Below are 25,883 nucleotides of genomic sequence, written 5' to 3'. Positions count from 1 at the left end.
TTTTTCTTGAGGGAATGCAATATTTTTTATATTCGTAATGTTATTTTTTACTTCAAAAAATTGTTTTTGGTCTTTTTATTTACCTTTTCTTTAACATATTGTGATTGCGCGAATATTTATCTTTGTATCCCATTTTAGGTTTGAAAGTATGAGGGTACTGCTTGCGGCAATATATTTTTTGACATTGGTTGCGTGTACACATTCTGATAGTGTACAGGTGGGAGGGCGTTTTGACGTGCAAGACTCGGTTGTTCGGATTACCGCCAACAATCGTGAATTTACCTTTCCTTTGGATGATAAGAATTTTTTTTCCGGAAAAATAGGTTTGGAGCGTGCTACTTACGCGAGTATGGATCGATACGGCATCAGTTTGTTTTTAAGTCCCGGTGAAGATCTGGAAATCAATGTAAATTCGATGGACTTTGGCGGAACTTTACAATTTCGCGGGACGTTGGGAGCCATCAATAATTATTTGTACGAACGGGAAATAGAAAATGAATTGAAATTTAAACTTTTTGATTTGGATGAAGAGGAGTTCGTAAAAGAGATGCAGAATCTGATTCGGGAAAAAATATTACTGTTGGAAGCTAAAAATTTTGGGGAGACCTTTTCGGATTTGGAACGGGAACGGATCAAATACGTTGTTGCCGGATGGGCTCTTTACTACCCTAATTTCCACCGGATGGATTCATTGCATGGGAAATATGTTCCGGGTCCTGTATTCGATGAATTTGTTTCCGGCTTCTCTTTGGACAATGGAGATCTGATTGGTTCACGGGATTTTTCCCGATACGTGTTGAACTACATATATTACAAAGGACGTAGTATGGATATACGCGAGCTTGTAAATTATGTATTGGAGAATATTCATAATCAGACGATAAAAAACTATTTGTTGTCGGAGGTAATCATGAATCATGTGACAACGAAAGGATTAAGGGATTCGGATTATTTACTCTCGCTTTGTTGGAAAGAGGTGACGGATACGGCGAAAATATCGAGGATAGAGAGGTTGGTGGACCGTTGGCGGCGACTTTCGGCCGGGGCTACCGCACCTGATTTCGGGATGATGAATCAACAGGGCGAGGAGTTTTCTTTGCGCTCGTTTGCCGGCCAATACGTTTATGTCTATGTATGGGCGACCTGGAATGAAGCTTCCAGGGAAAAATTTGAAGCTTTAAGGCTTTTGCAAGAGAAGTTTAAAGAGAAAAAAATACGTTTTGTCGTTCTTTCGTTGGATGATGTACAACTTAAACATCTTTGGGAGAAGTATATAGTGGAAAATAATATTCCGGGTGAACACTATATCCTTCAAAAACGGGACGAGTTTTGCGCCCGTTATATGGCTTACACTTTTCCTCGTTTTTTATTGATAGATCCCATGGGAAAGATTATTACGCCCACGGCTCCCGCTCCTGACGGAACCGAATTGCTTTTTAAGACGCTTGATCTGTAATACTTAAGATTTTTTGAAGCTTTCCGACAGATAATTCTTTTATGAATGATATTTTTGTATATTTGTCGTAAATTAGCGGATATCTCATGAAGATACCATTACATCCTCAGGATGTGTATTTTAAGTAATAAAGACCAAATATGTTTATTATGAGAAGAATTAATTTAATTTTAGTGCTTATCGCATTTCTATTAAGTGCATGCAATAGTGATCAGGTTAAAGTTCGGGGAAAAGTGGAAGGCTTGAATGGGCCTGTAAAATTAATGGCTGAGATGCCGGGGAGACCGGGCTTGACCATTCTTGCTGAACAGGAAGTGAAAGATGGTAATATAGATCTGAGAACGGATAGTCTGAAAATTCCGGCACGTGTTTGGGTGGATATTGACGGGAAAAGGACCCTTGAAATTATTCTGGATACGAAGGACATGATCTGGATTAAAGGTAAGATCAAATTTCCGACTGAAATTGAAGCAAACGGTTCCGGATTGATGGATGAATACGAGAATATTAAGAAGCAATTCAAAGAAAAATACGAAGAACCTATTAAGGAGTTAGAGGCTAAGAACGAGAAGATCGCCAATAGCAAGAAAAAGAGCAAGGATTATGAAATGTTGATGGGCGTCAATCAATTGAGGATTCAACGTTATTTGAAAATGCGGGCCAACTGGGCAAAAGCTTTAATCGAGGCAAATCCGGGTAAGGAAGTTTCTTTATTTATCTTAAAAGATGAGTTGGTTGATAGCTTGGATGCACAGAAAGCTCTTTTCAAAAAGATGATGATCGAGAATAAAGAAAGTAATATATACAAAGTATTAGAAGACAAATTAAAGTAAAAAACCATTTTATGGTTTTATTTTCCCGTTTTTATTACTTAGTTGTTTTTGAGAGGTGCCTTTCCCGGGTACCTCTTTTTTGTTGCATGATGACGTAAAAAATACTATTTTCGCTAAATCTATTTCTGTTGGTATGATCAAAAAAATAATAATCAGAATATTAACCGTCGTTATGTTGGTCGCCTTTATTGCTGTCGTCGGTGTACAGTGGTTTTGGATAAAATACAGCATGAGAGAAAGCGAGATCCGTTTCTCCTCAAAGGTGCATGCGGCCCTGGAGCAGGTGGTAAATACGATTGATGATATTAATAATGTTCGTTATCTTACCGAAATAACAGAACACATGAAGCGTATTGAAGAGCAGAGTAAAGAGGTGATTCCCTGGGATTCGACGAATATGGAAGGAGAAAATTTTCCGGCTTTTTCTTTTATTACGCAAGTATGGGAATACGGTAGTAAATCCTCCAACAAGAGTACTGCTTTCGTGATCGAAACCCCGGGTAGCATCCCTCCTCATAATTTGCCGCAAAGAAGATACCTGAATCAGGACCTTTTGGAGCAAAGCATTAAGACATTGGGGTTTGGAATCCAAGATACGACGAGTAATTTGAGTCAACAGGCTCTGTACAAGAGATTGGAGGATCTCATGTTGAAATTGATTAAAGAGAAGGATCCGGAAAATGTCTCTGTCGAAAAGCGGTTGGAAGGTGTAGACATCAATAGGCTTTTGAGAATGACATTGGATGCTAAGGACATCCGTCTTCCTTTTAAGTACGAGATCATAAGAAAAAAGGAGTTGAAACAAAAAGCCATAAGGGATGACCTGAAGAAAAATTTCTATTGTACGGATTTATTCCCGAGGGATTGGATTGTCAAGGATGCGATTTTGGGCATTACCTTAGAATCGGCAGATTCGTTGATTTACGAAAATATCGGTTGGATGTTGATCGCCTCTGCTTTTTGCATTTTCGGCTTAATGGGGGTGTTTATTTTCACCATAGTAGTACTTACGCGTCAGCAAAAAGTATCTGTCATTAAAAATGATTTCATCAATAATATGACGCATGAGTTTAAAACGCCTTTGGCGACCATATCTTTAGCGACATCGGCAATCGAAAAGGAAAAGGTATTGAATGATAAAAATCAGCTGTTGAAATTTAATACGATGATCCGTAAGGAGAATGACCGGATGAATAAATATGTGGAACGTATTTTGCTTCAGGCCAAATTGGACCGCAGAGAGATTCATTTGAATAAAGTAGAGGCCGATTTGAATATATTGGTAGATGAGGCCGTACAACATTTCCGGTTGCAGGTTGAAGAACGGGGAGGAGAAATTAAGGAAGAGTTGGATCCGGAAGGATTTGTCATGGAGGCCGATGAGGTACATATGTTAAATGTCGTGTGTAATTTGTTAGATAATGCGATCAAGTATTCGTATGATTCGTTGAATATTTATATATTTACACGTCGTGTCGACGGACACTTTATTATTGGGGTTTTAGATAGCGGTATCGGAATACCTAAAGAATCTCAGAAAAAAGTGTTTAAGCGATTTTACCGTGTACCGAGCGGGAACTTGCATAATGTAAAAGGTTTCGGATTGGGATTGAGTTACGTGAAGTCGATCGTGGAGTTGCATAACGGGACGATACGCTTGACTTCTAAGAAAAACAAAGGGACGTTAGTGGAGATTATTTTTAAAATAGAGTAGACAAACTATAACCTGAACCATAAATTAAAAATTGAGTGTATGGGACATAAAATACTTTTGGTAGAAGATGATCCTTGTTTCGGATCTGTTCTGAAATCCTATTTGGAGTTGTCCGATTATGATGTGGTCCATTGCGTGAATGGACATGACGGATTTGAAGCTTTCCGGAAAGAGAAATTTGATCTGTGTCTTTTAGACGTGATGATGCCTGAAATGGATGGATTTACACTGGGTAAGAAAATTCGGGAGATCGATATGGCCGTACCCTTTGTGTATATTACGGCTAAAAGCATGAAAGATGATATGAAACAAGGATACGAAATCGGGGCGGATGATTATATCGTTAAACCGTTTGATTCCGAATTGCTTATTTTTAAAATAAAAGCGATTCTCAGCAGATGCGAGCACGACGAGACGGAAGTAAAACCGAAATTTATAGAGTTGGGTGCTTACGTTTTCAACACGGAATTAAGAACGATCACGAAAAATGATGAAGTAATAAAGCTTACCCCGAAAGAATCCCGTTTATTGGAGTTGCTATACTACCATAAGGACGGATTACTGCAGCGGGAAAAAGCGTTGAATGAGATATGGGGTTCGAACGATTATTTCACGGCGAGGAGTATGGATGTTTACGTGACGAAACTACGTAAGTATTTTAAGGATGATCCTTCTATCAAAATTGAAAATGTACATGGTTCGGGATTTCGGCTTATCCTGGAATAGCAATCGCAATGTCCCTAAATTATAAATGCCGTCCGTTGATGTTTCGGACGGCATTTTTAATTATTCTTCGATTTTTAATATTGAAGCTTTGCTGTTGGCTGAATATTGCGGTGCGTATATACATTGCAAGGTGGCAATTCCTCCCTGGTAGACTCCGTCTTGTGCAACCCATAACGTGTATTCGAATACATGGGTTCCTTTGGGAAGGAATTCGAAGAAGAAGTTCATGGCTGCATCCGTGGTCTCCTGGTAGTAGGAGATGCCGTTTTGCCAACGGTAACCGGAAAGCTGTTCTGTCGGTTCAAGGCAACCGGCACGTAAATCTTTTAAATGAACGAACTGCATATCCTGCCCTGTTTGTACGGTGATTCGAACATTGATTTTATTTCCGATCCGTAGTTTCTGACCGGCTAAAGGTATCAGGGTTTTCCCGTTCTTTCCTGTTTCTTCTATGAAAAGTTGCTTGTTCACGGATACCCCACCGGAATGAGACGTTATCCTGTCTAATTTTTCAAAATATTGCAGATAGAGACCGCCCCAGGAGGCCTGATCGGTGGTTTTCGTAATACTTGCCTTCGTCATTTTGGATGTGATCTCCTTTGCCGTATAGCTTTTCTTTATGTATCCCAATTTTGCCTCTTCCGGCGTGACATTGATATTTTTGTTTCCCAATTTTATCGCCAGATGATCTTGTTGGGAAAGTTGATCTTTTCCCGTGAGGACAAGGGCGTAAATGGCATCCACGGTTGTTGGCGTACTTCCCCAGTTTTGGGTTTGTTTCTGACGTAATAGCCACTGTTTCATGAGTTCGGTATCCTTGGAATCTCCTTCGATCTCGTGAAAAGCACTCATGAGCGCCACCTGGGTTTGAATGGCCGAATTGGTAAATAAATTCGAACGGTTATTGGCCCAAAACATGCCCATTTCCGGAGTGATGGTAGCGTATTCTTTCAGCGAATGAAGAATGCGTTTAGCCGTTTCTGTTTCACCGTAACGGTACAATGTCATGGCGGCAAGGGTTTTTTCATAAAGAGATAGATCGGCCCAGGAATCTTTGAATTTCGATAGATAGTGTTTGTGGGCTTCTAAGGCGTTTGTTAGAGGAATATCCCGGAACGAACTCCTTGTATAGAGGTACAGTAATTGCGAATATCCGTATTCGTTTTTTTCACTATATTCTCTTTCGATTTGATCGTCTAAGTATTTTAAAGCCTGAATTTGCATCGTTTTTTCTTCTTGAGATAGTTCCGTCGCTCCGGTTCTAACTAATCTTGCCATGGCTTCTAATACGTTCTCGGTAATAAAGGTATTGGACTTGGATCCTTTAAACCAACTCCAGCCTCCATCGCTGTTTTGCAGTCGGGCTAATTGGGTCAGGACTTGTTTACGGATGTAATTTTGACGATTGATATCTAATAATTCTCCCAATAGGTGCATTTGCCCGGTTTCGTTTTGAGCCTCTCTTACCCAGGGTGTCAGTTGGAGAAGGATGGATTTTAATTCTTCATTTTTTTCTAAAGGAGAGGTCAGGGTATTGCCCGGTTTTCTAAGCCATTCTTTTATTGTTCGGGTAATTTCTGGATTGGCATTTGCGATAGCGGTAGCTAATGTGCTGACATAATAGGATGCCGTGATTTCGGTGACATTGTCCGTTTGAGGGGTGTTGATGCTCGGTAGGGCCAGTACCGCGTACCAGATCGGATTGGCTGTCATTTCAAGCGTCAACCGATACGGAGTAATCTTTTTAGGTATGTTCATCGCGAACGTCTCTTCTCCTTTGCGAATCATATAAATGGGTAAGGTTCTGGTTACCGGTATTTCATTCGGAACGACTGCTATCACTTGCTGTTCTCCGTCGCTGAAGAGGGAAGAGGAGGCCACGGTTCTGCATCCCAACATATCGAACCCTTCCGGAACTGTAAAAGAGAAGCTGAAAGTTTGGTTTTGATCGGTAGCTACGTTGAATGATTGCGTTTGTCTGCTAATCGTTTTGTCCGTTATAGGATCGAATAACTCCAAATAAATATTGCCTTGTTGTTGAGACGGGGAGAGATTATTCACGGTAGCCTTGAGTATTACCTGATCTCCGGTACGGACAAAACGGGGAAGGTTCGTGCTTACCATGAAATTTTTATTGGTGAGTACCGATTTCTCCAATTGGCCGAAGTCCATGTCGGGAGTGTGGGCTAAGGCCATAAAACGCCAGGTGGTCGTAGCTTCAGGGGCGGTAAATCTAATACTAATATTTCCGGCGGAGTCCGTGCGTAATTGCGGATAGAAAAAGGCCGTTTCCTGTAAGTTTTGTCGGATTTGTACCGGGGGAGTTTGCTGTTCTTCCGATTTTGTTTCGTCCGAATATTCACCGGCATAGTCATATTCTGTAACACTGTTCTCTTCCAATACGGCATCCTGCATGACCGTTTTGGCTGCCCGGCCGGCAGCGTATCCGCGAACGACGATGGGCTGATTGAATTTCAACCCGAAAAGGTTCAGCCGGTCGAATTTGAATGCGGGGATCTTGTAATTTTTTGATTTGAAATCGATAGATCTGTATATGTTGAACGAAAGAGTGTTGGCGTCCCATTGCGGTGTTATTTCGTGGTACCGGAGCACAGGATTGAAATACCATCTGTTCGAGGCGAATTGATCTAAGGATGCATCGTACATTCCGGCCATAAATTCGGCGAACGCGGGTTCTCCCGCCTTGTTGCGAACCGTAAAACTCCACTCCTCTTTTTGTCCGGGAGAAAGATGATCCCGGAATGACTCGGTGAAGATATCCAGTTGCTTGTCGGGCTCCTGTCGTTTAATCGTGATGGCATTATAGAATAGTTGTCGATCCTTCACGTAGGTGATAAGTAATTGGATCGATTTTCCGTAATCTGCCTTATAAGGGACGGATAGCGTGATGTTCTCGTCTGTTAGCTCAAAACGTTTTCTTTGTATAAATTGTCCCCGATCGTATATTTCGTATAAAACGTATACGTCGGAGGCGGAAGAACCCAATGTGATTTTGGCCTCTTCTCCGGGCTTACAAGTCGTTTTTTCTTCTATAAGCCAGTTATAAGTCAATATCGGCGGACGTTTGTCCGATGGGGCGTAGAGATAAAAGATTCTTTGTCTGCGGATCTTCTGCCCGTTGGAGGTACTACCTTCTGCCGTGAACAGGTAAGCTCCGGAAGGATAAATGGATAAATCGATATGTAACGGGTTATTCCCGGTTTTGTAGACTCCCTGGAGAATCTCTTTTTCAATGATGACATTGTTTATCGAATAGGACTCTTTTAAATTAGAGAGAGGTTTGAGTTGTGCGATGGAGTAGTTTACCGTCTGAGCTAATGGATTACCGTTAGCATTGACAGCTGTGATTTCTACATCGAGAGGGTTATGCTTGTTCCACCGCGTGGGTAGTTGTATGCTTAGTTGGTAAGGGGTCTTGTCGATACGGAGTGTAAATTCTTTTGTTTGTGTTTCTCCGTTCGGAGAGGTAATGGTAACCGAAACCGTGTAGTAAGTGTTGTATATTCCGGTATAAGGCGTATCTTGTGTTGTCGTGTCTGTGGCAAATCGAATTTGGAAATTTCCGTTGCGATCCGTCATTACTTCACCGTGGGATATAAAACGTTTGGGATTAAATCGGTAGAAATTATTTTTGGATAACGTGTAGGAGACTTGACAGTCGGATAAACTTACTCCGGAATAGGTTTTTGCTTTCCCTTTTACGGTTATCGTGTCGCCCGATTGATAACTTCCCGTTACAGGATCGAACGTGATCTCGAATTTGGGACGTTGGTATTCGGCAACGCTTACAAAATGTCGGGCTCCGTCAGTACGGATCGATACGTGGCCGTTTAATATATCTTTGGGAATCGTGAAATTTCCGGCAAATGATCCGAACTCGTTAGAGGTGAACCGTTTACTGGCGATCTCCTGGTTGTTGGCATCGTGGAAGGTTACGGTATACACTTTTCCCGCGATCGCTTTTGAATTTTCTTTATTGGCTTCCCAGGCTATTCCGCAGAAATAGATCGTCTGCCCCGGCCGGTAAATGGCCCTGTCTGTAAACAGGTTTACCTCGGATAGTTGTGTGGGATTTTGATAATTGGAATAGTATGAAGGTAGATAATGAACAGCACCGTAAGTGTCTTCTCCTGAAGATATTTGAAAACAGAGCGTATTTCTATGGTCCGTGGGAATAGAAGCCATGCCGTATTTATCTGTACGATATTGAGAAATGTACTGGTAAGTTTCATTTCCCGTCCGATTATAAATATTTACCGTTGCTCCGGGTATGGGTTTTCCGCTCTCCATATCGCATACCAATAAGGAATTGGTATTTTTCTTTATTTGGCGAGGGAATCCGGCGAAATGGCTGGAACTGAAATAAAGAGTATCTTTTTCTAACGTGTTTCCCTGACTGCTGATAATCAGTTCGTAAAGACCGATCCGGGTGATCGGAATCTGAAAAGTCGTGTCGTATGCAATCAGCCAGGAGGGAAGTTTGTATGAACGGGTTGAAATTTTTTCTTTCGGATAGGCTTTGGAGGTACCGGTAAGATAGTCGTTCATTTTTACGTTTAATTTATACAATTCGAATTTGATGGAAGAGGTATTTTTGTAGTTTACGTGGATAATCTGGTCTTTTCCCGGATATACCGTTTGAAGGAGATTGACACTCACTCGGCTTCTTTTGATTGTTGTTTCCAAATCTTTTAAGATATTGATCCTAAAATAATGGGGAAAAAGTCGAATTCCTTCCTGGCATAATCGAAGGGCTTTGCGCGTCTCTTTTTCCTCTTCGGATTTTGTCGGATTTTCCGGATTCTCTATATGGATTTTAGATTTCAATCGTTCGATATTTTTTTGAAGGTATAATTGGGCAAGAGTATGCAATATCTCTACTCGAAGCGGATCGTTTCGGTATTCTTCGTTTAACTCGAATAGGGCTTTTTCATAGAGAGAGCTGGCATTTACACTCGTAATATGAGTCGATACGAAATTCAGCCGTTGTAGATTGGCCCATAATAATGTATTTTTTTGTCCCGAATTAAATTGAACCTGAAGTAAAGATTGGTATAAGCGGATGATGTATTGATCGCAATTATAAGGTTCTTCGGGTAGGGACAATTGGACAAATTCGTCTGCGGGAGCAAACAGCTTATCGTTCGTGAGAGGTTTTTGCTCAAAGAAGTCGGAAACGTAGTAGCTTATGGAAGAGAGCAGTTTGATATTGCGATAAACAAGTAAATCATAAAGTGTCGGACTGAATTCCCGGGAGTCTTTTCCTAAGATTAAAATATCTTTGTATTGCAGGCTGTTTGTGGCGATTAGTTCTTTAGACGGTTTTAGAGAAGCTTCTATATGTTGGAAAATCTTTTCAATAAAGATGTTACCCGTCCAAATTTTCATATCTTCAGGTGTGTATCCGCTGATTGGAGTCTGCCTGTTGATTTCAAAGGCCCTGTTTATATAATAGGATTTGTATAATTCGGCTAAAAGCGAGTGTAAAATACTTTTTTCAACCGGATTATTACTTGTCGCTGTAAGACTTTCTAAATTGGACAGCAACGTCGGTATACTGTCTTGGTCGATTAAGCTTTGGTATTTGATCTGTAGGATAATCGACTTAATCAAAAGAGGAGAGTTTTTCTTTTTTAAGGCTTGTTCATACGTCTTACGAGCTTCGGCCAAGGCTGTCCTCGGATTTTCTTCTGCATTTTCTGACTGTCCGAATCCTTCTGTTACGAACAGAACGAAAAGTATGGCTACAAGTAATCTTATTGTTTTCATTTCCTTTATTTTTTCGTCAATAATCAATTTATTATTCGTTTTTAAAGCTGAATAGTTGTTCTATAGATGCTATTCAACGGATAATTCCATAAAAATAATGATAATTTTGAGGATATAAATAACTATTTACATAAACATACGGTGTCCAAAGGTTTTTTTAATACACACCGAATTAAAAAATCGGGGAAATAAATTACATTTGTTAGAATATAAAGTTCGTCTGGCATGAATACGTCATTAAACGGTTTATTGATCGGGATCAATACTAAGGACCTGAAAGCATGGGAATGTTTGTATGCAGACTATTACGCGACATTATGTTCTTATGTGAATCGAATCGTGAAGGATAAGGATGCGTCCCAGGACATCGTACAGGATATATTAGTATCGATATGGACGTCTTCCCGACAATTTTTAAATATGCGTGATTTCTCTATGTACCTTTATCGTTCTTGTTATAATAATGCTTTAATTTATATACGGAATAAGAATCTGCATTGGGGTATTGAGCAACGAATGATACGGGAGTCCGTGAATACGGACGAAGAGATGTTTGCTCTTACGATAGAAGAGGAACTAATCCGGCAATTGTATGTTTACATTCAGGAGCTACCGGAAAAAGGGCGTGAAATTATAAATTTAACAATACAAGGATTTTCCGGACCTGAAATCGCCGAGAAATTAGGAGTGACCATTCACACGGTAAAGACACATAAGAGTCGGGTATTTAAATATTTAAGATCTCGTTACAAAAATTCACTTTTATTTTTTGTTTTAGGAATCTAAAAAAACAGGTTTATGTCATACTCTTTCGAATTTCATGTATTATACATCATGAAATTCGAAAATTGGTGTGATGGAGAAAAATGTATTTAAGATAATAGATTTATTTAGACGTTCGTGTAAAAATGAATTGAATGAGAAGGAAAAGCAGGAGTTCGAAACATTGATGAAGGACAATGTTATGCGGGGAATATTCGAACGGATGAAAGATGAAAAATATTTGCTTGAGCGAGTAGAAGAACTGAAATCGTATGATTACAGGAAAGCTTTTGCCTGTTTGAAAACTCGGGCCCGTAAATATCGTCGGTTGAAATGGATGTTAGGTGTTGCGTCTGCTGCCGTTTTATTGGTAGGGGTGTTTAGCCTTGCGGTGTGGCAAGAAGCTGATGATACTCTTTATCAAACCGGGATGACCGTAAAAGAAAACAGAATCTTCCCCGGGAAAAAACAAGCTGTTTTGAGACTGACTGATGGAAGAATCGTGAAAATACAGGATGATACGCTCAAGATCAGAGAAAAGGGAGGAACTTCTATTAAATATGAAAGGGGGGAGTTGAGCTATTTGTCGAAAGGTGAGTCTGTTTCGGAGGCGGATTCCAATGAATTGATTGTACCTGTCGGCGGGGAATGTTTTGTGCGTTTGGATGATGGAACCGAAGTTTGGTTGAATGCCGATTCGAGACTGAAGTATCCGCTTGTTTTCGGTAAATCGACACGGGAAGTCTATTTGGAGGGTGAGGCTTATTTTAACGTGAAGCGGGATGAAAAGTGTTCTTTCGTCGTTCATACGGGTTTTGGCGAAATCGATGTATTGGGAACCTCCTTTGGTGTGAGCGCCTATTCCGGGACAGAGGGATATGTGACATTGGTGAATGGAAAAGTGAGCTGTACTTCGGTAGAGAATGAAAAAGTTATTTTGGTTCCCGGTCGACAAGCCGTAATGCCTAAAGCCGGCGATATGAGGGTTCGGGACGTGGATGTACAGGAGTATGTCGGCTGGAAGGACGGATGGTTCGTGTTTAATAACAAATCGCTGAAGGATATAATGATCGTCTTGGAACGATGGTATGACATAAAGGTGGAATTTCGGGACGAAGGGTTGAGGTCATTGACTTTTACGGGGAATTTACGTCGATATGATGATATTACGGTCTTTTTGGAATTATTGCGGCGTTTGCGGGAAGTGCGTTACGAAATATCGGAAGAGGTGGTTGTGTTGTATAAATAAATAGGGGAAACGGATTTCAAATTTCTCAGGTCTGTCGTCCGTTTCCCTCGAATTACTTATAAATAATTTACAATGTTATGAAAAAAATTCAATTGCTATGGCATTTTTGCCTGTGGAAAAAGTACAAAAAGATTCTTATGATTATGAAATTGTGTTGCGTGTTTGTTTTCTTGCTGTGTTTGAACTTATCTGCAACCGTGAGTGCCCAAAGTGAAAAAATTTCTTTGGATCTGGAAAATGTATCTATGGAACGTTTTCTCACGGAGTTGAAAAAGCAGACGAGTTATAGTTTTATGTACAATTCCGAATTGGTTGGGAAAGCAGGTCGGGTTTCTGTCAAGGTGAAGAAAAAAATGTTGAGTGAGGTGTTGACGACGGTATTGCGGCAGGTGGATTTTGAATACGAGTTTTACAATAATGTTATTTTAATTCGTCCGAGTACTAATGTCCCGGAAGAGAAAACTCCCCGGAAGAATATCGTGCGTGGAGAGGTAAAAGACGAGACGGGTCTACCCTTACCGGGAGTGACTGTGGTAATAAAGGGGTCTTCTGTCGGTATCGCTACGGATAAGGATGGAAAGTTTGAAATCCTGTTGGTGAAGGACACGGTTACGTTGGTATTCACTTTTGTCGGCATGAAAACGCAACATGTGAAGATAGGTGAATTGAAGGCGGGGGAAGAACGTAAGGCGTTGGTCATTGTGATGAAAGAGGATAAGATGGTTCTGGAAGATGTTGTGGTAACGGGATATGCCAATATCCGGAAATCGAGTTTCACGGGATCGGCGACGCAAGTGAAACGGGAAGAGCTGTTAAAGGTTTCCACGGGGAATGTTATTGACGCTTTACAGGTATTCGATCCGTCCTTGCGAATGATTAAAAATAACGAGATGGGATCGGACCCGAACACGTTGCCCGAATTTTATATTCGTGGACGTTCTGGTATGGAGGGCGTAAAGCAATTGGATAAGATTCAATCGTCGGATATATCGGAATATGCCTTAACGAATAACCCCAATCTTCCGATTTTTATTATGGATGGCTACGAGGTATCGATAGAGAAAGTATATGACATGGACCCGAATCGTGTTGAAACGATAAATATTTTGAAGGATGCGGCAGCGACTGCCATGTATGGTTCGAGAGCTTCGAACGGAGTGATTGTTATCGAGACGGTAGCCCCGAAACCCGGACAATTGCGGGTGGCTTATAACGGGACGCTGGGAATAACGGCTCCAGATTTGTCGGATTATAATCTGATGAATGCACGGGAGAAGCTCGATGCGGAAGTGGCTGCCGGACTATTGGATGCGGATAGTCCTTTGGAACCGGGAACGAATGATTACGCTAACCGTGTGGCGGATTACAGAAATAAATTGAATAATGTCCTGTTGGGAGTAGACACTTATTGGTTGGGAAAACCCTTGAGGACGGAAGTTAATCATAAGCATAGCCTGTTCGTGGACGGAGGAGTGGAGTCCGTTCGATATATGTTAGGGCTGCGTTACGAGGGACAAAACGGGGTCATGAAAGGATCGTACCGGAATAAAGTCGGGGCAGATTTGAAATTGGACAGTCGGATCAAGAGCGTTCAAATCAGCAATCAGGTTTCTTATGATGTGGTACGGACACAAAATTCACCTTATGGTACTTTTTATGATTATGTAAAAATGCAGCCTTATTGGAAGCCGACGGACGAAAATGGAGAGTTGATACAAAGTTATAAGCGAACTTATGGCACCAGCGGCGGTACGGCCAATCCGTTGTATGCAGCGACGCTGAACAGTTATAACCGGAGTAGTTACCAGGAGATTACCGATAATTTGCAGTTAAACTGGTATATTACAAAAAGTTTGCAGTTCAAAGCTCAGCTATCTCTTGATTGGAAAGAGGAGACATCTAACGTGTTTACCGATCCGAATCATCCGATTTATAACGATATAGATCTTTCCGGGGGAACGGTTTCCGAACTGGATAAAGGAGGGCTTAACTATGCGCAGAAGAAAACGTTCGGCTGGAATACTAATCTTTTATTGATGTATAACGGAGTGATAGGGAAATACCATAATATTAATTTGACCTTGGGTGCAAACGTGAAGGAAGATAAAACGAATTATAACCAAATCCGATATATCGGTTTTCCCCTCTCCGGGATGAGCGACCGGAAGTTTGCAAACCGGATAGACAAGGAGACCCTCCAGAGTAACCACACCCGGCTTGTAGGAGCGTTTTTACAGGGTAACTATACCTTCAATGATATTTATTTATTGGATGTCTCTTTACGTTTGGACGGATCGTCGGAGTTCGGGGCGAACAATCGTTTTGCCACGTTCTGGTCCGGGGGAGCAGGTATCAATGTCCATAATTACGCTTTTATGAAAGCGTTCCCGTTGATAACGTTATTACGGGTAAAGGCAAATTACGGACAGACCGGTAAAGTTAATTTTCCTCCTTTTGCGGCTCGTCACACCTATGAGATTTTGTCAGACAGCTGGCATATGACGGGAATAGGGACGGTTTTGTATTATATGGGTAATGACGATCTGACCTGGGAAAAAACGAAGACGTTGAACCTGGGGCTTGATATAAACGTGGCAAAACGCGTTAACTTGGAGTTGTCCTGGTATAATAAGCGAACGGTAGATTTGATCACGGATGTATCGGTACCTTCTTCCTCCGGGGCAACGGTGTACAAGGATAATTTGGGAGAGGTGCGAAATCGCGGATACGAGATTAATTTGAATGTTAATGCTTTCCAGAATAAGAATTGGGATGTGAGTACTTTCGTACGATTGGCCCATAATAAAAATAAAATAATGAAGATTTCCGATGCTCTTCGGGAATACAATGACCGGGTAGACTCGTATTATAACGACTACGATTCTGGAGACGATCAGTACTCGAAACCTGTTATGAAATACCAGGAAGGAGGTTCGCTGACTTCTATTTTCGGGATGAAATCCTTGGGAATTTCTCCAGCTAACGGAAATGAGTTATTTCTTTACCGGGACGGTAAAGTTTCTTATACGTGGAAATCTTCGGAACAGGTGATTATCGGGGATACGGAACCAGAAGTACAAGGTTCGTTCGGATTGAATTTGCGGTACCGTAATTTTACCTTGTACACGACGTTTTTATTTGAATTGGGCGGAGATACTTATAATCAGACTTTGGTCGATCAGGTAGAGTGTGTGAATTTATGGGCCCGTAATGTGGATAAGCGCGTATCTTCCGCTCGTTGGCAAAAGGAGGGTGATATGACTTCGCTGAAATCGATAAAAGACCGTTATAACGTTACCCGCTCGACTTCTCGTTTCGTGGAGAAAAACAATACCTTGAATTTTAACTCTTTGACATTGGGCTATGATTTTGATAAGGAGTCGCTTCGGCGTTTGGGAATAAGTATGTTACGTCTGTCTTTTAATATGAAAGATGTAGCTGTTTTCTCGACGGTGAAACAGGAAAGAGGATTGAGTTACCCTTTTGCCCGTACTTTTAATTTTACGTTGAATGTAAGTTTTTAATGCATAAGGTTATGAAAATATATCGATATATCACAGTGTTTTTCATCGTTGCGGGCGGGCTCTCTTCTTGTAACGATTGGTTAGACGTAAATGCCGACACGAAAGTGGTTCAGGAGGAACTATTCGAGAGTTACGAGGGGTTTCGTTCCAGCCTGAACGGTATTTATCGTTTGTTGGGGACAAAAGAGTTGTACGCTCGTAATTTGACTTGGGGGGTTGTCAGTGTATTAGGGAATAATTATGAAAAAAACACCTTGCCTTATTCGTACCGGGATTTTCTCAATGATTACGAGTCCGTAAGCGGTAAAAAGTACGTGGAGGAGATATGGGAACAAGGATACAGGTTGATTTCCAATTGTAATAATTTGTTGATACAAGGGAGGAGTAGGGGTGATGATTTTTTCCCGGAGGGGAAGGTTGAAAAGGATGTGATCATGGGAGAAGCTATCGGGATGCGCGCTTTGCTGCATTTTGATTTGTTACGTCTCTATGCACCCTCGCCTGCGGCGGACGATGGTAAGTTGTATATACCTTATGTGACCGTTTATCCGGAACATCAGCCGAGACATCTTTCGGTAACGGCCGTGATGGATAGTATTATTTCAGATTTGAAAAGAGCCCGGGATATGTTGGCCTATAACGATACGTTATATAATGTAAATGCCGTTAATGGCGTAAAAGTTCGTTTTCACGGTGTCTCGACTTCTGTAAAAGGAGGATTCTTTTTCTCGAATCGGGGAGGCCGTATGAATTATTTTGCGGCTACGGCTCTGTTGGCAAGAGCGTATTTGTACAAAGGAGACAAGACGAATGCTTATCGCTATGCCGAAGAAGTTTATCGCTATTCGACCGGGAAAAGCTATTTCGGCTTCACTCCTGCTTCGGCTTTCGAATTATGGGATAAAAACGGGTGGCCGCAAAAAATGTATGACGATATTCTGATGGCTGCTTATAATGAAAAAATGTATGATATTTATAAGGATGAGTTGAACTCCCAATCGAAGGAGATTAATTTCTATTTAAATAAGATCGATAATTTGTACAGCTCCGATGCCAATGATTTCCGTAAAACCAAATTAATTAACAGCAGTTGGGATGACTGGGAAGAAGTTTGGACCTATCTTTCCAATCGTTGGTCGAAACCGGCTGATTTGACCTATTCGGAGGCACAGGATGTTGCGGCTTATCAGGGTCCGATTGCCCCGGTGATTCGGATGAGCGAGGTGTATTATATTATGTGCGAGTGTTTGGCGGAAGAGGGAAAAGTGGATGAAGCCACTCGTTTGTTGCAAACGGTGAGGACGGCTCGGGGAGCGATTAATCCATTAGCTCCCGGGATGACAAAAGACGATTTTTTGATCATTCTGCATAAGGAGATCGTAAAGGAATTTATGACGGAAGGACAGACATTCTTTTTATATAAACGTTTGAATGAACCTGTGTATAACGGTTCTTACGGAATAGATATGACGGGTAAATGGGTATTGCCTGCGCCGTATAGTGAAACTGCATATATGAATCTTTAATTTAATGATGATGAAAAAACTATTATATATATGGGGAATCGGCTTGCTCTTTTGCTTGAGCTGCCAAAAGAACGAGATGATGATATATGATGGAGATAATTACATTCAGTTCATAAAGACATCGAAAGACACGAATACTTTTTCTTTCTCTTTTTTTCCGGGATTGAACGATTACGAATTTCCGGTAGTTTTGGAAATGTCGGGATCAGCCTGTAAAACGGAGACTTCTTATCGTGTTGTGGTGGATAAAAAGGAAACAACAGCCGAGGAAGGAAAACACTTCGTACTCCCGGAGAAATTAACGTTTAAGGTCGGAGCTTACCGGGATACCTGCTTGGTGAAATTAATGCGTCGGGAGGAGATGAAAAAAAGTAATTTAAGGATCGTATTGCGAATTGAGGAGAATGCTTCTTTTAAGCAGGGGGAAGAGAATAAGTTGGTTGCCGTGTTATTGGTGAATGATAAGTTATCGCAACCGAAATGGTGGGACGATAAAGTGTCCTGGTATTATTTAGGTACTTATTCCGACGAAAAATATGAATTGTTTATTCAAGCTACGAAGCAATATGATTTGATGGGAGCGGATGAGGGGATGCTACGGTATTATTCGTTGATGTTTAAATATTGGTTACAGGACGAGGGACGAACGGATATTTCTGTCCCGGTAAAAGGATGATAACTTTAATAAAAAAAATTATGAATGCAAAGATTATAGTATGCATGCTTGCCTGTTTGTTTATCATCCAGGCTTGTTATGATGACAAAGGAAATTACGATTATATTCGTTCGAACGGGGTTACGATAACCCTTAATCCTGTTTCGAAAGTGGCTTATCTGGGAGAAATTTATTATTATAATCCGGATATAACTTTTGCCGATACGTCGGATGCTGCCGGTTTTGAGTATTGGTGGGAATATACCGGAAGTAGTGCTTCCGGAGGTTCTTATGACACGATTTGTAAGACCAAGGTTTTGAATTTTAACCCGCAGGAGACCGGGGAGGTTTGGGTTAGGCTATGCGCAAAGGAACAGAGAACGGGAGTCGTAACGACTTCGGATATTTTAGCCCTGAACGTACAAAGTTCTTACGGGAAGGGATGGATGATCTTGGGACTGGATAACGACCGGACGACGCTTTCTTTTGTCCGGCCGGGCTACGGAGAGACGGGAGAGGGGAAAAAGAGAATATATACCCCGATAGTCGATTTATACGGAACGATTTTTCCGGAACAACCTTTGGGCTCTTCGCCTGTCGGGTTAAGGCAGATGTTGACTTGGGACGACGGAGCTATTATGGTATTGCAAAAGAATACTCCTCTCTATCTGAACGGAAATTCTTATAAAAAGGAGGTATTGTTGAGTGATGAATTTGCGGGAGGAGTACCGGATCATTTGGAGGTAAAGGATTTTTTTAACGGGACTAACGTAGATATCGTGTTAGATAAGACGGGTAAAATGTACGTGCGTAATTTTTTGAATGTGCAAGGAATGTTTCAACCGCTTTATACTCGTGATTTTACAAATATTCCCTCTAAATATAAAGGAAAGGATTTGCATATTGACCGCGTGATTCCTACCCGCCCCATGTATGATTATGTTTGTGGTTTGTATGATGCGGAGAACGGTCGTTTCTTGTGGGCGGGGGTTGCTTATAGCGCAAGTGTGGACGTGGTGATCCCCTCCGTGATGCAGACTTCTGCTTCCGAATATATCGACCTGACTGATTTGCAGGGATGGGAATTGGTATTCTGCGGTACGCATACGGGAGGTTCTGCCTACGGGCAACCTCGTTTTGTGGCTATCTTTAGAAAAGGAGATATCGTAAAAGCGCAAACATTTACGGCGAAATCTACTCCTTCTTATTATAATGCTTCGTCGGTCTCCATCATCGATGTTACCTTACGGGATTTCTCGGGTAAAAAATATATTTCGGAGAATACGAAATATTATACGTTAAAGACTCGGGGATACATGTTCTTTGCGGAAAAGAACGTGGTATACTGGTATGATCTGACCACGGGAGAGAGTTACCCCTTCTATACCTTCGAAAATGAGAATGCTTCGGTTGTGGCAATGAGTTCCAATCCGCAGGAATCGGAATTGGGGGTAATATTGGACGACGGGGTCTTCGCCACCTTGAACATTGAAAACGAAAAGTTGTATTCTGGAGAGTGTATATACGAGAAATCGGGGTTCGGCAGGGTAATGGACATCGATTATAAGTATCCGAACTATAATGTGTATAATTATAGGACAAGCGCTAATAATGCGGATTAATTTTTACCTGTGATTAAATCATAGCGGTGGTTGAAAGCAAGGGTGTTTTATGGTAATTGTCTTTTTGGGAGAATAAATTCCATAATACCTTGTTTTCCTAATGTATTTTTAATAAAGTTGAAAAACATACGAAAAGGTTCATCAATTCCGATAAGGGTATTAATGGAAAGAAATAAACGACAGAAGGAGATCCGTAACGATCTCCTTCTGTCGTTTAAGTATAAGGATGTTAAAAGATATGCATATCATAAAAGGAGCGATTACAGATACTGGTGTAATGAAGTGAAAATTATAAAAGATGGACGGGATTGAATCTTTTTAACGTGCTGATGGATAATAACAAGATAAAGATATTATCTTTGACGGGGTGATTTTGTTGTGGAATTTTTGAAGTTTTGATTAGCGATCATTTTTTTCGTGTTGGAAATAAATAGGGTAGTTTTTATATACTATGGTGGATAAAGTCTCTTTTGATGCGATAAAGCGGGGTGATATAAAAGCCTATAAGACTTTGTTTCAGCAATATTATGCGTCCATGTGTACCGTCGCCAAACGGTATATAGGAGATGGGGATGCGGCTAAAGATATTGCTCAGGAGATTTTTATCAAACTATGGGAGAAACGGGAAGAGTATGACACGATCCCTAACTTGGAAATCTTTTTGTATGTATTGGTACGTAATCGCTGTTTTGACTATTTGAAATCGCGGAAAGATACGGTTGACTATATGGATTCGGAAGTCGTCGGCAATGAAAGTTTTTTTAGAGATCTATTGATAGAGGAAGAGTCTTATCGAATTATTTCCCAAGCCATTGATGCCTTGCCCCCGCAAAGCGCCCGGGTCATTAAGCTCTCTTTGGACGGAAAACAAAATAAAGAGATTGCGGAATTGTTGGGGATTTCGGTGAATACTGTTAAAACATTGAAATACCGTTCGTTAGAATCATTAAAAACCTCCTTAAAGGATTATTTCTATATTCTTCTAATTTTGTTAGGGATTTAAGCACTTCGGTTTTCTTGTCGTATTATTTTTTTTGTTTTGGGTGGTGGGTTACGGATGGATGACCGGCTTCATCTGTCGAATCGTGTCGGACAAATGAAGCCGGAAAAATTTACGCGTAGGTAATCATCGCTTTTTTACGCGCATATCATTTCAGGTAATTGTTGAAAAATGTTTCCAACTGATCGAAAGGTATTGTATCCGTACGGTCGTATAAATCCGTGTGATTTGCACCGGGTATGATCATTAACTTCTTGTTGTCGCCTCTCAGCTTTTTGAAAGCGTCCTCGCTGAAATAACGAGAATGGGCTTTTTCTCCGTGTATCAAGAGTACGGCACTACGGATTTCATCGCTGTAAGAAAGGATAGGCATGTTGATAAATGACAGGGCCGATGTTTTGTTCCAGCCGCGGTTGGAGTTTAACGAGCGGGGATGATAACCGCGTTCGGTCTTGTAATAAGCATGATAGTCTTTCACGAATTGCGGAGCATCTTCAGGCAACGGATCGATCACGCCTCCGGCAAGTGCATAAGTGCCGTTCCGGTAATCTGCGGTCCGTTGTGCGTTAAGTTGCTTACGTAGTTCGTGGCGAGCATCGGCATCCGTTGCATCGAAATAACCGTTAGCGTTTACACGGCTCATATCGTACATCGTCGAAGCTACCGTTGCTTTGATGCGAGTGTCGATAGCGGCTGCGTTGATCGCCATCCCTCCCCAGCCGCAAATACCGATAATGCCGATTCGTTTTGGATCGACGTCGTCGCGTGTCGAGAGGAAATCGACTGCCGCGCAAAAGTCTTCCGTGTTGATGTCCGGCGACGCCACGTAACGGGGTTCGCCGCCGCTCTCGCCTGTGAACGATGGGTCGAAGGCTATGGTTAAAAAACCGCGTTCGGCCATAGTTTGAGCGTAGAGGCCGGATGATTGTTCTTTTACGGCTCCGAACGGCCCGCAAACGGCTATGGCCGGTAATTTCCCCTCTACTTTTTTCGGTATATACAGATCGGCCGCGAGCGTGATGCCGTAGCGGTTACGGAAAGTTACTTTGCTGTGATTTACTTTGTCGCTTTGCGGGAATACTTTGTCCCACTTTTGAGATAAATTCAAATTCTCCTTCATATTCGTATCGGCTTTAAAATGATTTTCGTTTGCTTCGACTCTCTTTATCGATTTTGGTGTCCGTTCTCTGTCTTTTCCGTGACATGGGACGCATAAGGCTGTAATTGTCAATACCGTTAAAAATAAAATTCGTTTCATATTGCTCTTCATATCTTATTGTTTTAATACAAAAATACGGAGTTGCTATATATCGTATCATACCAAAAACAAGGTTCGATTTACCTTATTTACGGATTTTGCAATTTTTACTATTGTTTGATGTTCAATGATATTACCTGAATCACGGAATATACGGAAAGAATTACCCCGATTACCGTTTTCGGATGTGATCCCGGTTCGGATACGAGAAAAACACTATCTTTGTTCTGAATAAAAGTCGTCGCTATGGATATGAATGAATCCCCTATATTGAAAGTAGATACGATCGAACAATACAATAACCTCTTCGATTTCGAGACTCGGCATCCGCAAGTCAACTTCGTCGATTTCGATACGGTGGAGAGTCAGAAACCGTATCGCATGACGGTCGGTTTCTATTCGATCTTTTTGAAAGAGACGGTAGCCTGTACGATAAACTACGGAAAGACCAAATATGATTTCGACGATTGGACAATAGTCAGCATTGCTCCGGGACAAACCGTCGGCTATTCCACGATCGAGGGAATCCCGACCAAAGCCAAAGGCTTGCTGTTCCATCCTGATTTCATTCGCGGTACTTCATTGGGGCAGAAAATTAAAAAATATTCGTTTTTTGCTTACGAGTCTAATGAGGCACTACACCTCTCGAAAGAGGAGCGAACGATCGTTCTCAACTGTATGTCTATAATAAAAACGGAATTGCAACATGCCATAGATAAACATACTAGAGGACTGATTTGCACGAATATAGAATTATTGCTGGATTATTGTCTACGATTCTATGAACGGCAATTTATCACGAGGCAGGATATGAACCTCGACGTGTTGGCTCGTTTCGAGAGACTTCTTGATGACTATTTGAGTACGGGGATTGCTTCGGAAAAAGGTGTGCCGTCCGTTCAATATTTTGCGGACAAGATTTGTCTCTCGCCCAATTATTTCGGTGATTTGATCAAAAAGGAAACAGGGAAAACGGCAAAAGAATATATACAATTGAAAATGCTGGACGTAGCGAAGGAAATCTTGTTTGATTATAGCAAATCGATCACCCAAGTCGCTTATGCGTTGGGTTTCCAATATCCGCAGCATTTCGTACGTTTTTTTAAAAGATATGCAGGCGTAACGCCTAACGAATACAGACGGGCGAATTGATACCTCGGCGACGACAGGCTCCGTTTTCGCCATCCCGTAAAAAACAAACTATAGCACTTGGGGACGGGGTAAAAGTGCTATTTCCTTTTTTCCACCGATAATTTCAGAATGTTCTCTATTTCAAAAGCTTTTTCTCGTTCGTAGTTTTTAATACTCTTATCTGTTGAATGACAATATAATTGGGTTTTATAAGTCGTTTGCCCTATGGAATTCTTTATTTGATAAAGACGGTATTTTGAAACAGACGGCTTGTTTGATAAACGCGCAATCGGTTTAAAAACTGATCTTATAACTGACGTTCGGTACGATATTGGCTTCGCGTTCGGCTTCGACCTTGTTGTTCCGAAAGTTATAGCGATGGCCGTAATAATCTTTGAATCCCGTAATATTTATCAGTTTTGCCGCAAACTCGTGCGACACTTTCCGGCGGTTGATCTGATAGCTAACGGTCAGATGCGCCAATACCATGGGGGAGAACCGACATGCATAGGGTTTGCTTTCGTCATATATGGCGTCTTGTTGTAACAAGGAGCTCTCAATAGCGATGGGCGAATAACGATCGCCTCCCTGAACGGTCAATTTACCGTTCAACCCCAATATGTTCTGCTTATTTCGGCCCAGTATCCACTCTTTGCCGGCGAGGAGATTGACTGTAAAATGGCGGTTATAGCGTGAGTTAAACCATGTAGCGTCGTCGGAAGTGCGGTATTTCGAATTGTAGAGCGAAGCTGTCGCCATGTAATAGAATTTGCGCGACATATACTTTTCGAACGTGATGTCGATACCGTAGTTCATGGCACTACCTGTATTGACCAGCCGATCCACAATGAACCAGTCTTCGTTACCCTGCAAGTTGAGCATCGCAAAAGTGCTTCCGGGTACGACAGGTACGTCGTAAAGCCATTGGAAATAGGATTCTATCCGCAGATAGAGATTTTCGCCGAGCGAAAGGTCGTACCCGAGTGAAAGGTGGTGCGCCTTGGTAAAATCGAGATCTTTGTTAATCATCTTGTTGCGATTGTCTTTGGTGAAATAGTAATTCAACATCTCCAGACGACTGTGCATGCCGTAGGCAAACGAAAACGATTGCCGGGGAGCGAATTTCCACTTCACGCTCAGTCGAGGCTCGACGGTAAAACGGTCGTTGAGCGTGAACCATTGTCCTGCGATGCCGATATTCATCTTCACTCTGTTGCCGAGGTCAAGCATGGACTCTGAATAGATGTTTACGAGCGAACTGAAACCCGATTCATCGGCAATGCTAATTAAATTTCCCAAATTTTCCGTGGCATCAGCAAACATGAGATCGTATTGGAGCCCCGTCCACCGGATGCCCGTGCGGTTCGTATGTACCCGGCTGAAGCGTTTCTGAAAGTCAGTTGATGCGACGAAATTGAGGTAGGTATTGTGGACGATGTTCTTGGGTAGCAACCGGTCGTCGTTCCCGAGTAGTTCGGTGTGCATATCGATGCTGTTAACAGTCGTGGCGAATGTAGACTGAAGTGAAACACCTTCTCCCACGCAGATCTTGTGTTTGATACCTGCCGCACCCATATACTGTTTCACTTTCTGATTCTGCATATCCTGTTCGTATTGCCACTTGATGCGGTCCGGTTCGGGAGTCGTACCCGAACGGTCGATCAATCCGACACCCCATATTGAAAATATTCCGGCTTTCTCTGCAGGAAGGAAGATGTTGAACGACAGGTCCTGATAATTCGTTCCATCGGCATCTTCGGGGAGAAGGAAAGAAAGAAGCGAAAGGGTCGAGTAGCGATAATTGAAAAGATAGGAACCTCCGTAGCCCTTTTTGAAGGGACCTTCGGAAGCGGCTTCAACACCGAGAGAACCGATTTGGACGGTATATTCGTGATTTGCACTGTTACCACGGCGCATATGCATGTCGAAAACTCCCGAAAGTGCATTACTATACTCCGCTGGGAAAGCTCCTGTAAAGAAATCGGAGTTGCCGAGCACTTGTTTGCTCAATGCAGTAAATCCACCGCCACCGAAACTCGTAACATCGGCGAAGTGGTTGGGATTGGGAATTTCCACGCCTTCCATACGCCATTGTAAAAATTTGGGGGCATTTCCTCGTACCACGATACCGTTGTTGCCCACGTTTTGCGTTACTCCGGCAAAAGAGGAGACCAGCCGGGCGGGGTCGTCCAACGCCCCGGCATAACGCCCCGCTTCCTCGACACTGAGCATGCGGCCGCCGAGTGCCATATTGTTGATCGGTTCTTGCTTGTTGATGCGGGGACGTACGATAACCTCCCCGAGAGTCATCGAATTTTCGCACATCTCCACCTCAACAAACGTCTCTTTACCGTTTCCGACAAGAAGCTCTTTAACGATCACAGATTCATAACCGATAAAACTGAATTTGAGATCGTAGCGTCCCGCCGGGACATGAGTCAGTATGAAATTTCCCAATGAATCGGTCGTGCAACCTGTTGTGTAGCCGTTTCCAGAGAGTACAACCGTAACATAGGCAATCGGTCGGCTTCCGCCTTGTTCCTTTACTGTTCCGCGGAGAGTCTGAAAATGCTGTGCATTTGCAACCTTTAAGAGTAAAATTCCCAAAATCAAAATAATAAATCTCTTGTACATAGC

At 41.9% G+C, this 25,883-nt stretch carries 15 protein-coding genes; 12 read left to right on the top strand and 3 right to left on the bottom strand.

The annotated features are described in order from the left end of the window. The first annotated feature begins 148 nt into the window (after window positions 1-148). The 4 genes from BN3283_RS11100 (at window position 149) to BN3283_RS11085 (ending at window position 4,729) form a co-directional block, all read left to right on the top strand. A complete protein-coding gene (locus tag BN3283_RS11100) occupies window positions 149-1,456 on the top strand; it encodes a TlpA family protein disulfide reductase (protein ID WP_041502771.1) in 1,308 nt (435 codons plus the stop codon). A 149-nt stretch (window positions 1,457-1,605) separates the two neighbouring features. Further along, window positions 1,606-2,289 carry a hypothetical protein gene (locus BN3283_RS11095; protein WP_041502948.1) on the top strand — a complete coding sequence of 228 codons (684 nt, stop codon included), beginning with the start codon at window positions 1,606-1,608 and terminating at the stop codon, window positions 2,287-2,289. Between the two features lie 133 nt (window positions 2,290-2,422). Continuing rightward, window positions 2,423-4,003 (top strand): sensor histidine kinase, encoded by a 1,581-nt coding sequence (locus tag BN3283_RS11090; protein ID WP_059026681.1) that lies wholly within the window; start codon window positions 2,423-2,425, stop codon window positions 4,001-4,003. Between the two features lie 39 nt (window positions 4,004-4,042). After that, window positions 4,043-4,729 carry a response regulator transcription factor gene (locus BN3283_RS11085; RefSeq protein WP_041502773.1) on the top strand — a complete coding sequence of 229 codons (687 nt, stop codon included), beginning with the start codon at window positions 4,043-4,045 and terminating at the stop codon, window positions 4,727-4,729. A gap of 60 nt (window positions 4,730-4,789) precedes the next feature. Here BN3283_RS11085 and BN3283_RS11080 read toward each other — a convergent pair whose 3' ends face one another. Then, complete coding sequence (locus tag BN3283_RS11080; protein ID WP_059026680.1) at window positions 4,790-10,519, bottom strand: alpha-2-macroglobulin family protein; 5,730 nt, start codon at window positions 10,517-10,519, stop codon at window positions 4,790-4,792. Between the two features lie 225 nt (window positions 10,520-10,744). Between BN3283_RS11080 and BN3283_RS11075 the strand changes: the two genes are divergently transcribed. The 7 genes from BN3283_RS11075 (at window position 10,745) to BN3283_RS11045 (ending at window position 20,860) form a co-directional block, all read left to right on the top strand. Continuing rightward, entirely contained in the window at window positions 10,745-11,305 is a 561-nt protein-coding gene (locus BN3283_RS11075; RefSeq protein ID WP_059026679.1) for an RNA polymerase sigma factor, read from the top strand. Window positions 11,306-11,375: 70 nt separating this feature from the next. Further along, a complete protein-coding gene (locus tag BN3283_RS11070) occupies window positions 11,376-12,530 on the top strand; it encodes a FecR family protein (RefSeq protein WP_059026678.1) in 1,155 nt (384 codons plus the stop codon). A 77-nt stretch (window positions 12,531-12,607) separates the two neighbouring features. After that, window positions 12,608-16,054, top strand: a complete 3,447-nt coding sequence (locus BN3283_RS11065) for a SusC/RagA family TonB-linked outer membrane protein (protein ID WP_286137653.1) — start codon at window positions 12,608-12,610, stop codon at window positions 16,052-16,054. Window positions 16,055-16,065: 11 nt separating this feature from the next. Next, window positions 16,066-17,580 carry a RagB/SusD family nutrient uptake outer membrane protein gene (locus BN3283_RS11060; RefSeq protein ID WP_286137652.1) on the top strand — a complete coding sequence of 505 codons (1,515 nt, stop codon included), beginning with the start codon at window positions 16,066-16,068 and terminating at the stop codon, window positions 17,578-17,580. Window positions 17,581-17,590: 10 nt separating this feature from the next. Next, window positions 17,591-18,256 carry a DUF4843 domain-containing protein gene (locus BN3283_RS11055; RefSeq protein WP_286137651.1) on the top strand — a complete coding sequence of 222 codons (666 nt, stop codon included), beginning with the start codon at window positions 17,591-17,593 and terminating at the stop codon, window positions 18,254-18,256. A gap of 20 nt (window positions 18,257-18,276) precedes the next feature. Next, the gene (locus BN3283_RS11050; RefSeq protein ID WP_286137650.1) at window positions 18,277-19,857 is read left to right on the top strand and encodes a PKD-like family lipoprotein; all 1,581 of its coding nucleotides are present in this window, start codon (window positions 18,277-18,279) and stop codon (window positions 19,855-19,857) included. Window positions 19,858-20,308: 451 nt separating this feature from the next. Next, window positions 20,309-20,860, top strand: coding sequence for an RNA polymerase sigma-70 factor (locus BN3283_RS11045; RefSeq protein ID WP_041502775.1), 552 nt, complete (start codon window positions 20,309-20,311; stop codon window positions 20,858-20,860). A 145-nt stretch (window positions 20,861-21,005) separates the two neighbouring features. Here BN3283_RS11045 and BN3283_RS11040 read toward each other — a convergent pair whose 3' ends face one another. Further along, window positions 21,006-22,127 carry an alpha/beta hydrolase gene (locus BN3283_RS11040; RefSeq protein ID WP_434059165.1) on the bottom strand — a complete coding sequence of 374 codons (1,122 nt, stop codon included), beginning with the start codon at window positions 22,125-22,127 and terminating at the stop codon, window positions 21,006-21,008. Between the two features lie 240 nt (window positions 22,128-22,367). Between BN3283_RS11040 and BN3283_RS11035 the strand changes: the two genes are divergently transcribed. Then, window positions 22,368-23,267: a helix-turn-helix domain-containing protein gene (locus BN3283_RS11035; RefSeq protein ID WP_059027245.1), complete on the top strand. Its 900-nt coding sequence runs from the start codon at window positions 22,368-22,370 to the stop codon at window positions 23,265-23,267. Between the two features lie 273 nt (window positions 23,268-23,540). Here BN3283_RS11035 and BN3283_RS11030 read toward each other — a convergent pair whose 3' ends face one another. Continuing rightward, window positions 23,541-25,880 (bottom strand): TonB-dependent receptor, encoded by a 2,340-nt coding sequence (locus tag BN3283_RS11030; RefSeq protein ID WP_059026674.1) that lies wholly within the window; start codon window positions 25,878-25,880, stop codon window positions 23,541-23,543. Window positions 25,881-25,883: the final 3 nt, after the last annotated feature.

The organism is Gabonibacter massiliensis, assembly GCA_001487125.1.
Taxonomy (GTDB): Bacteria; Bacteroidota; Bacteroidia; order Bacteroidales; family Marinifilaceae; genus Gabonibacter; species Gabonibacter massiliensis.
The sequence above is the reverse complement of the archived record's forward strand: the minus strand, read 5'-3'. Positions and strand labels throughout refer to the sequence as shown.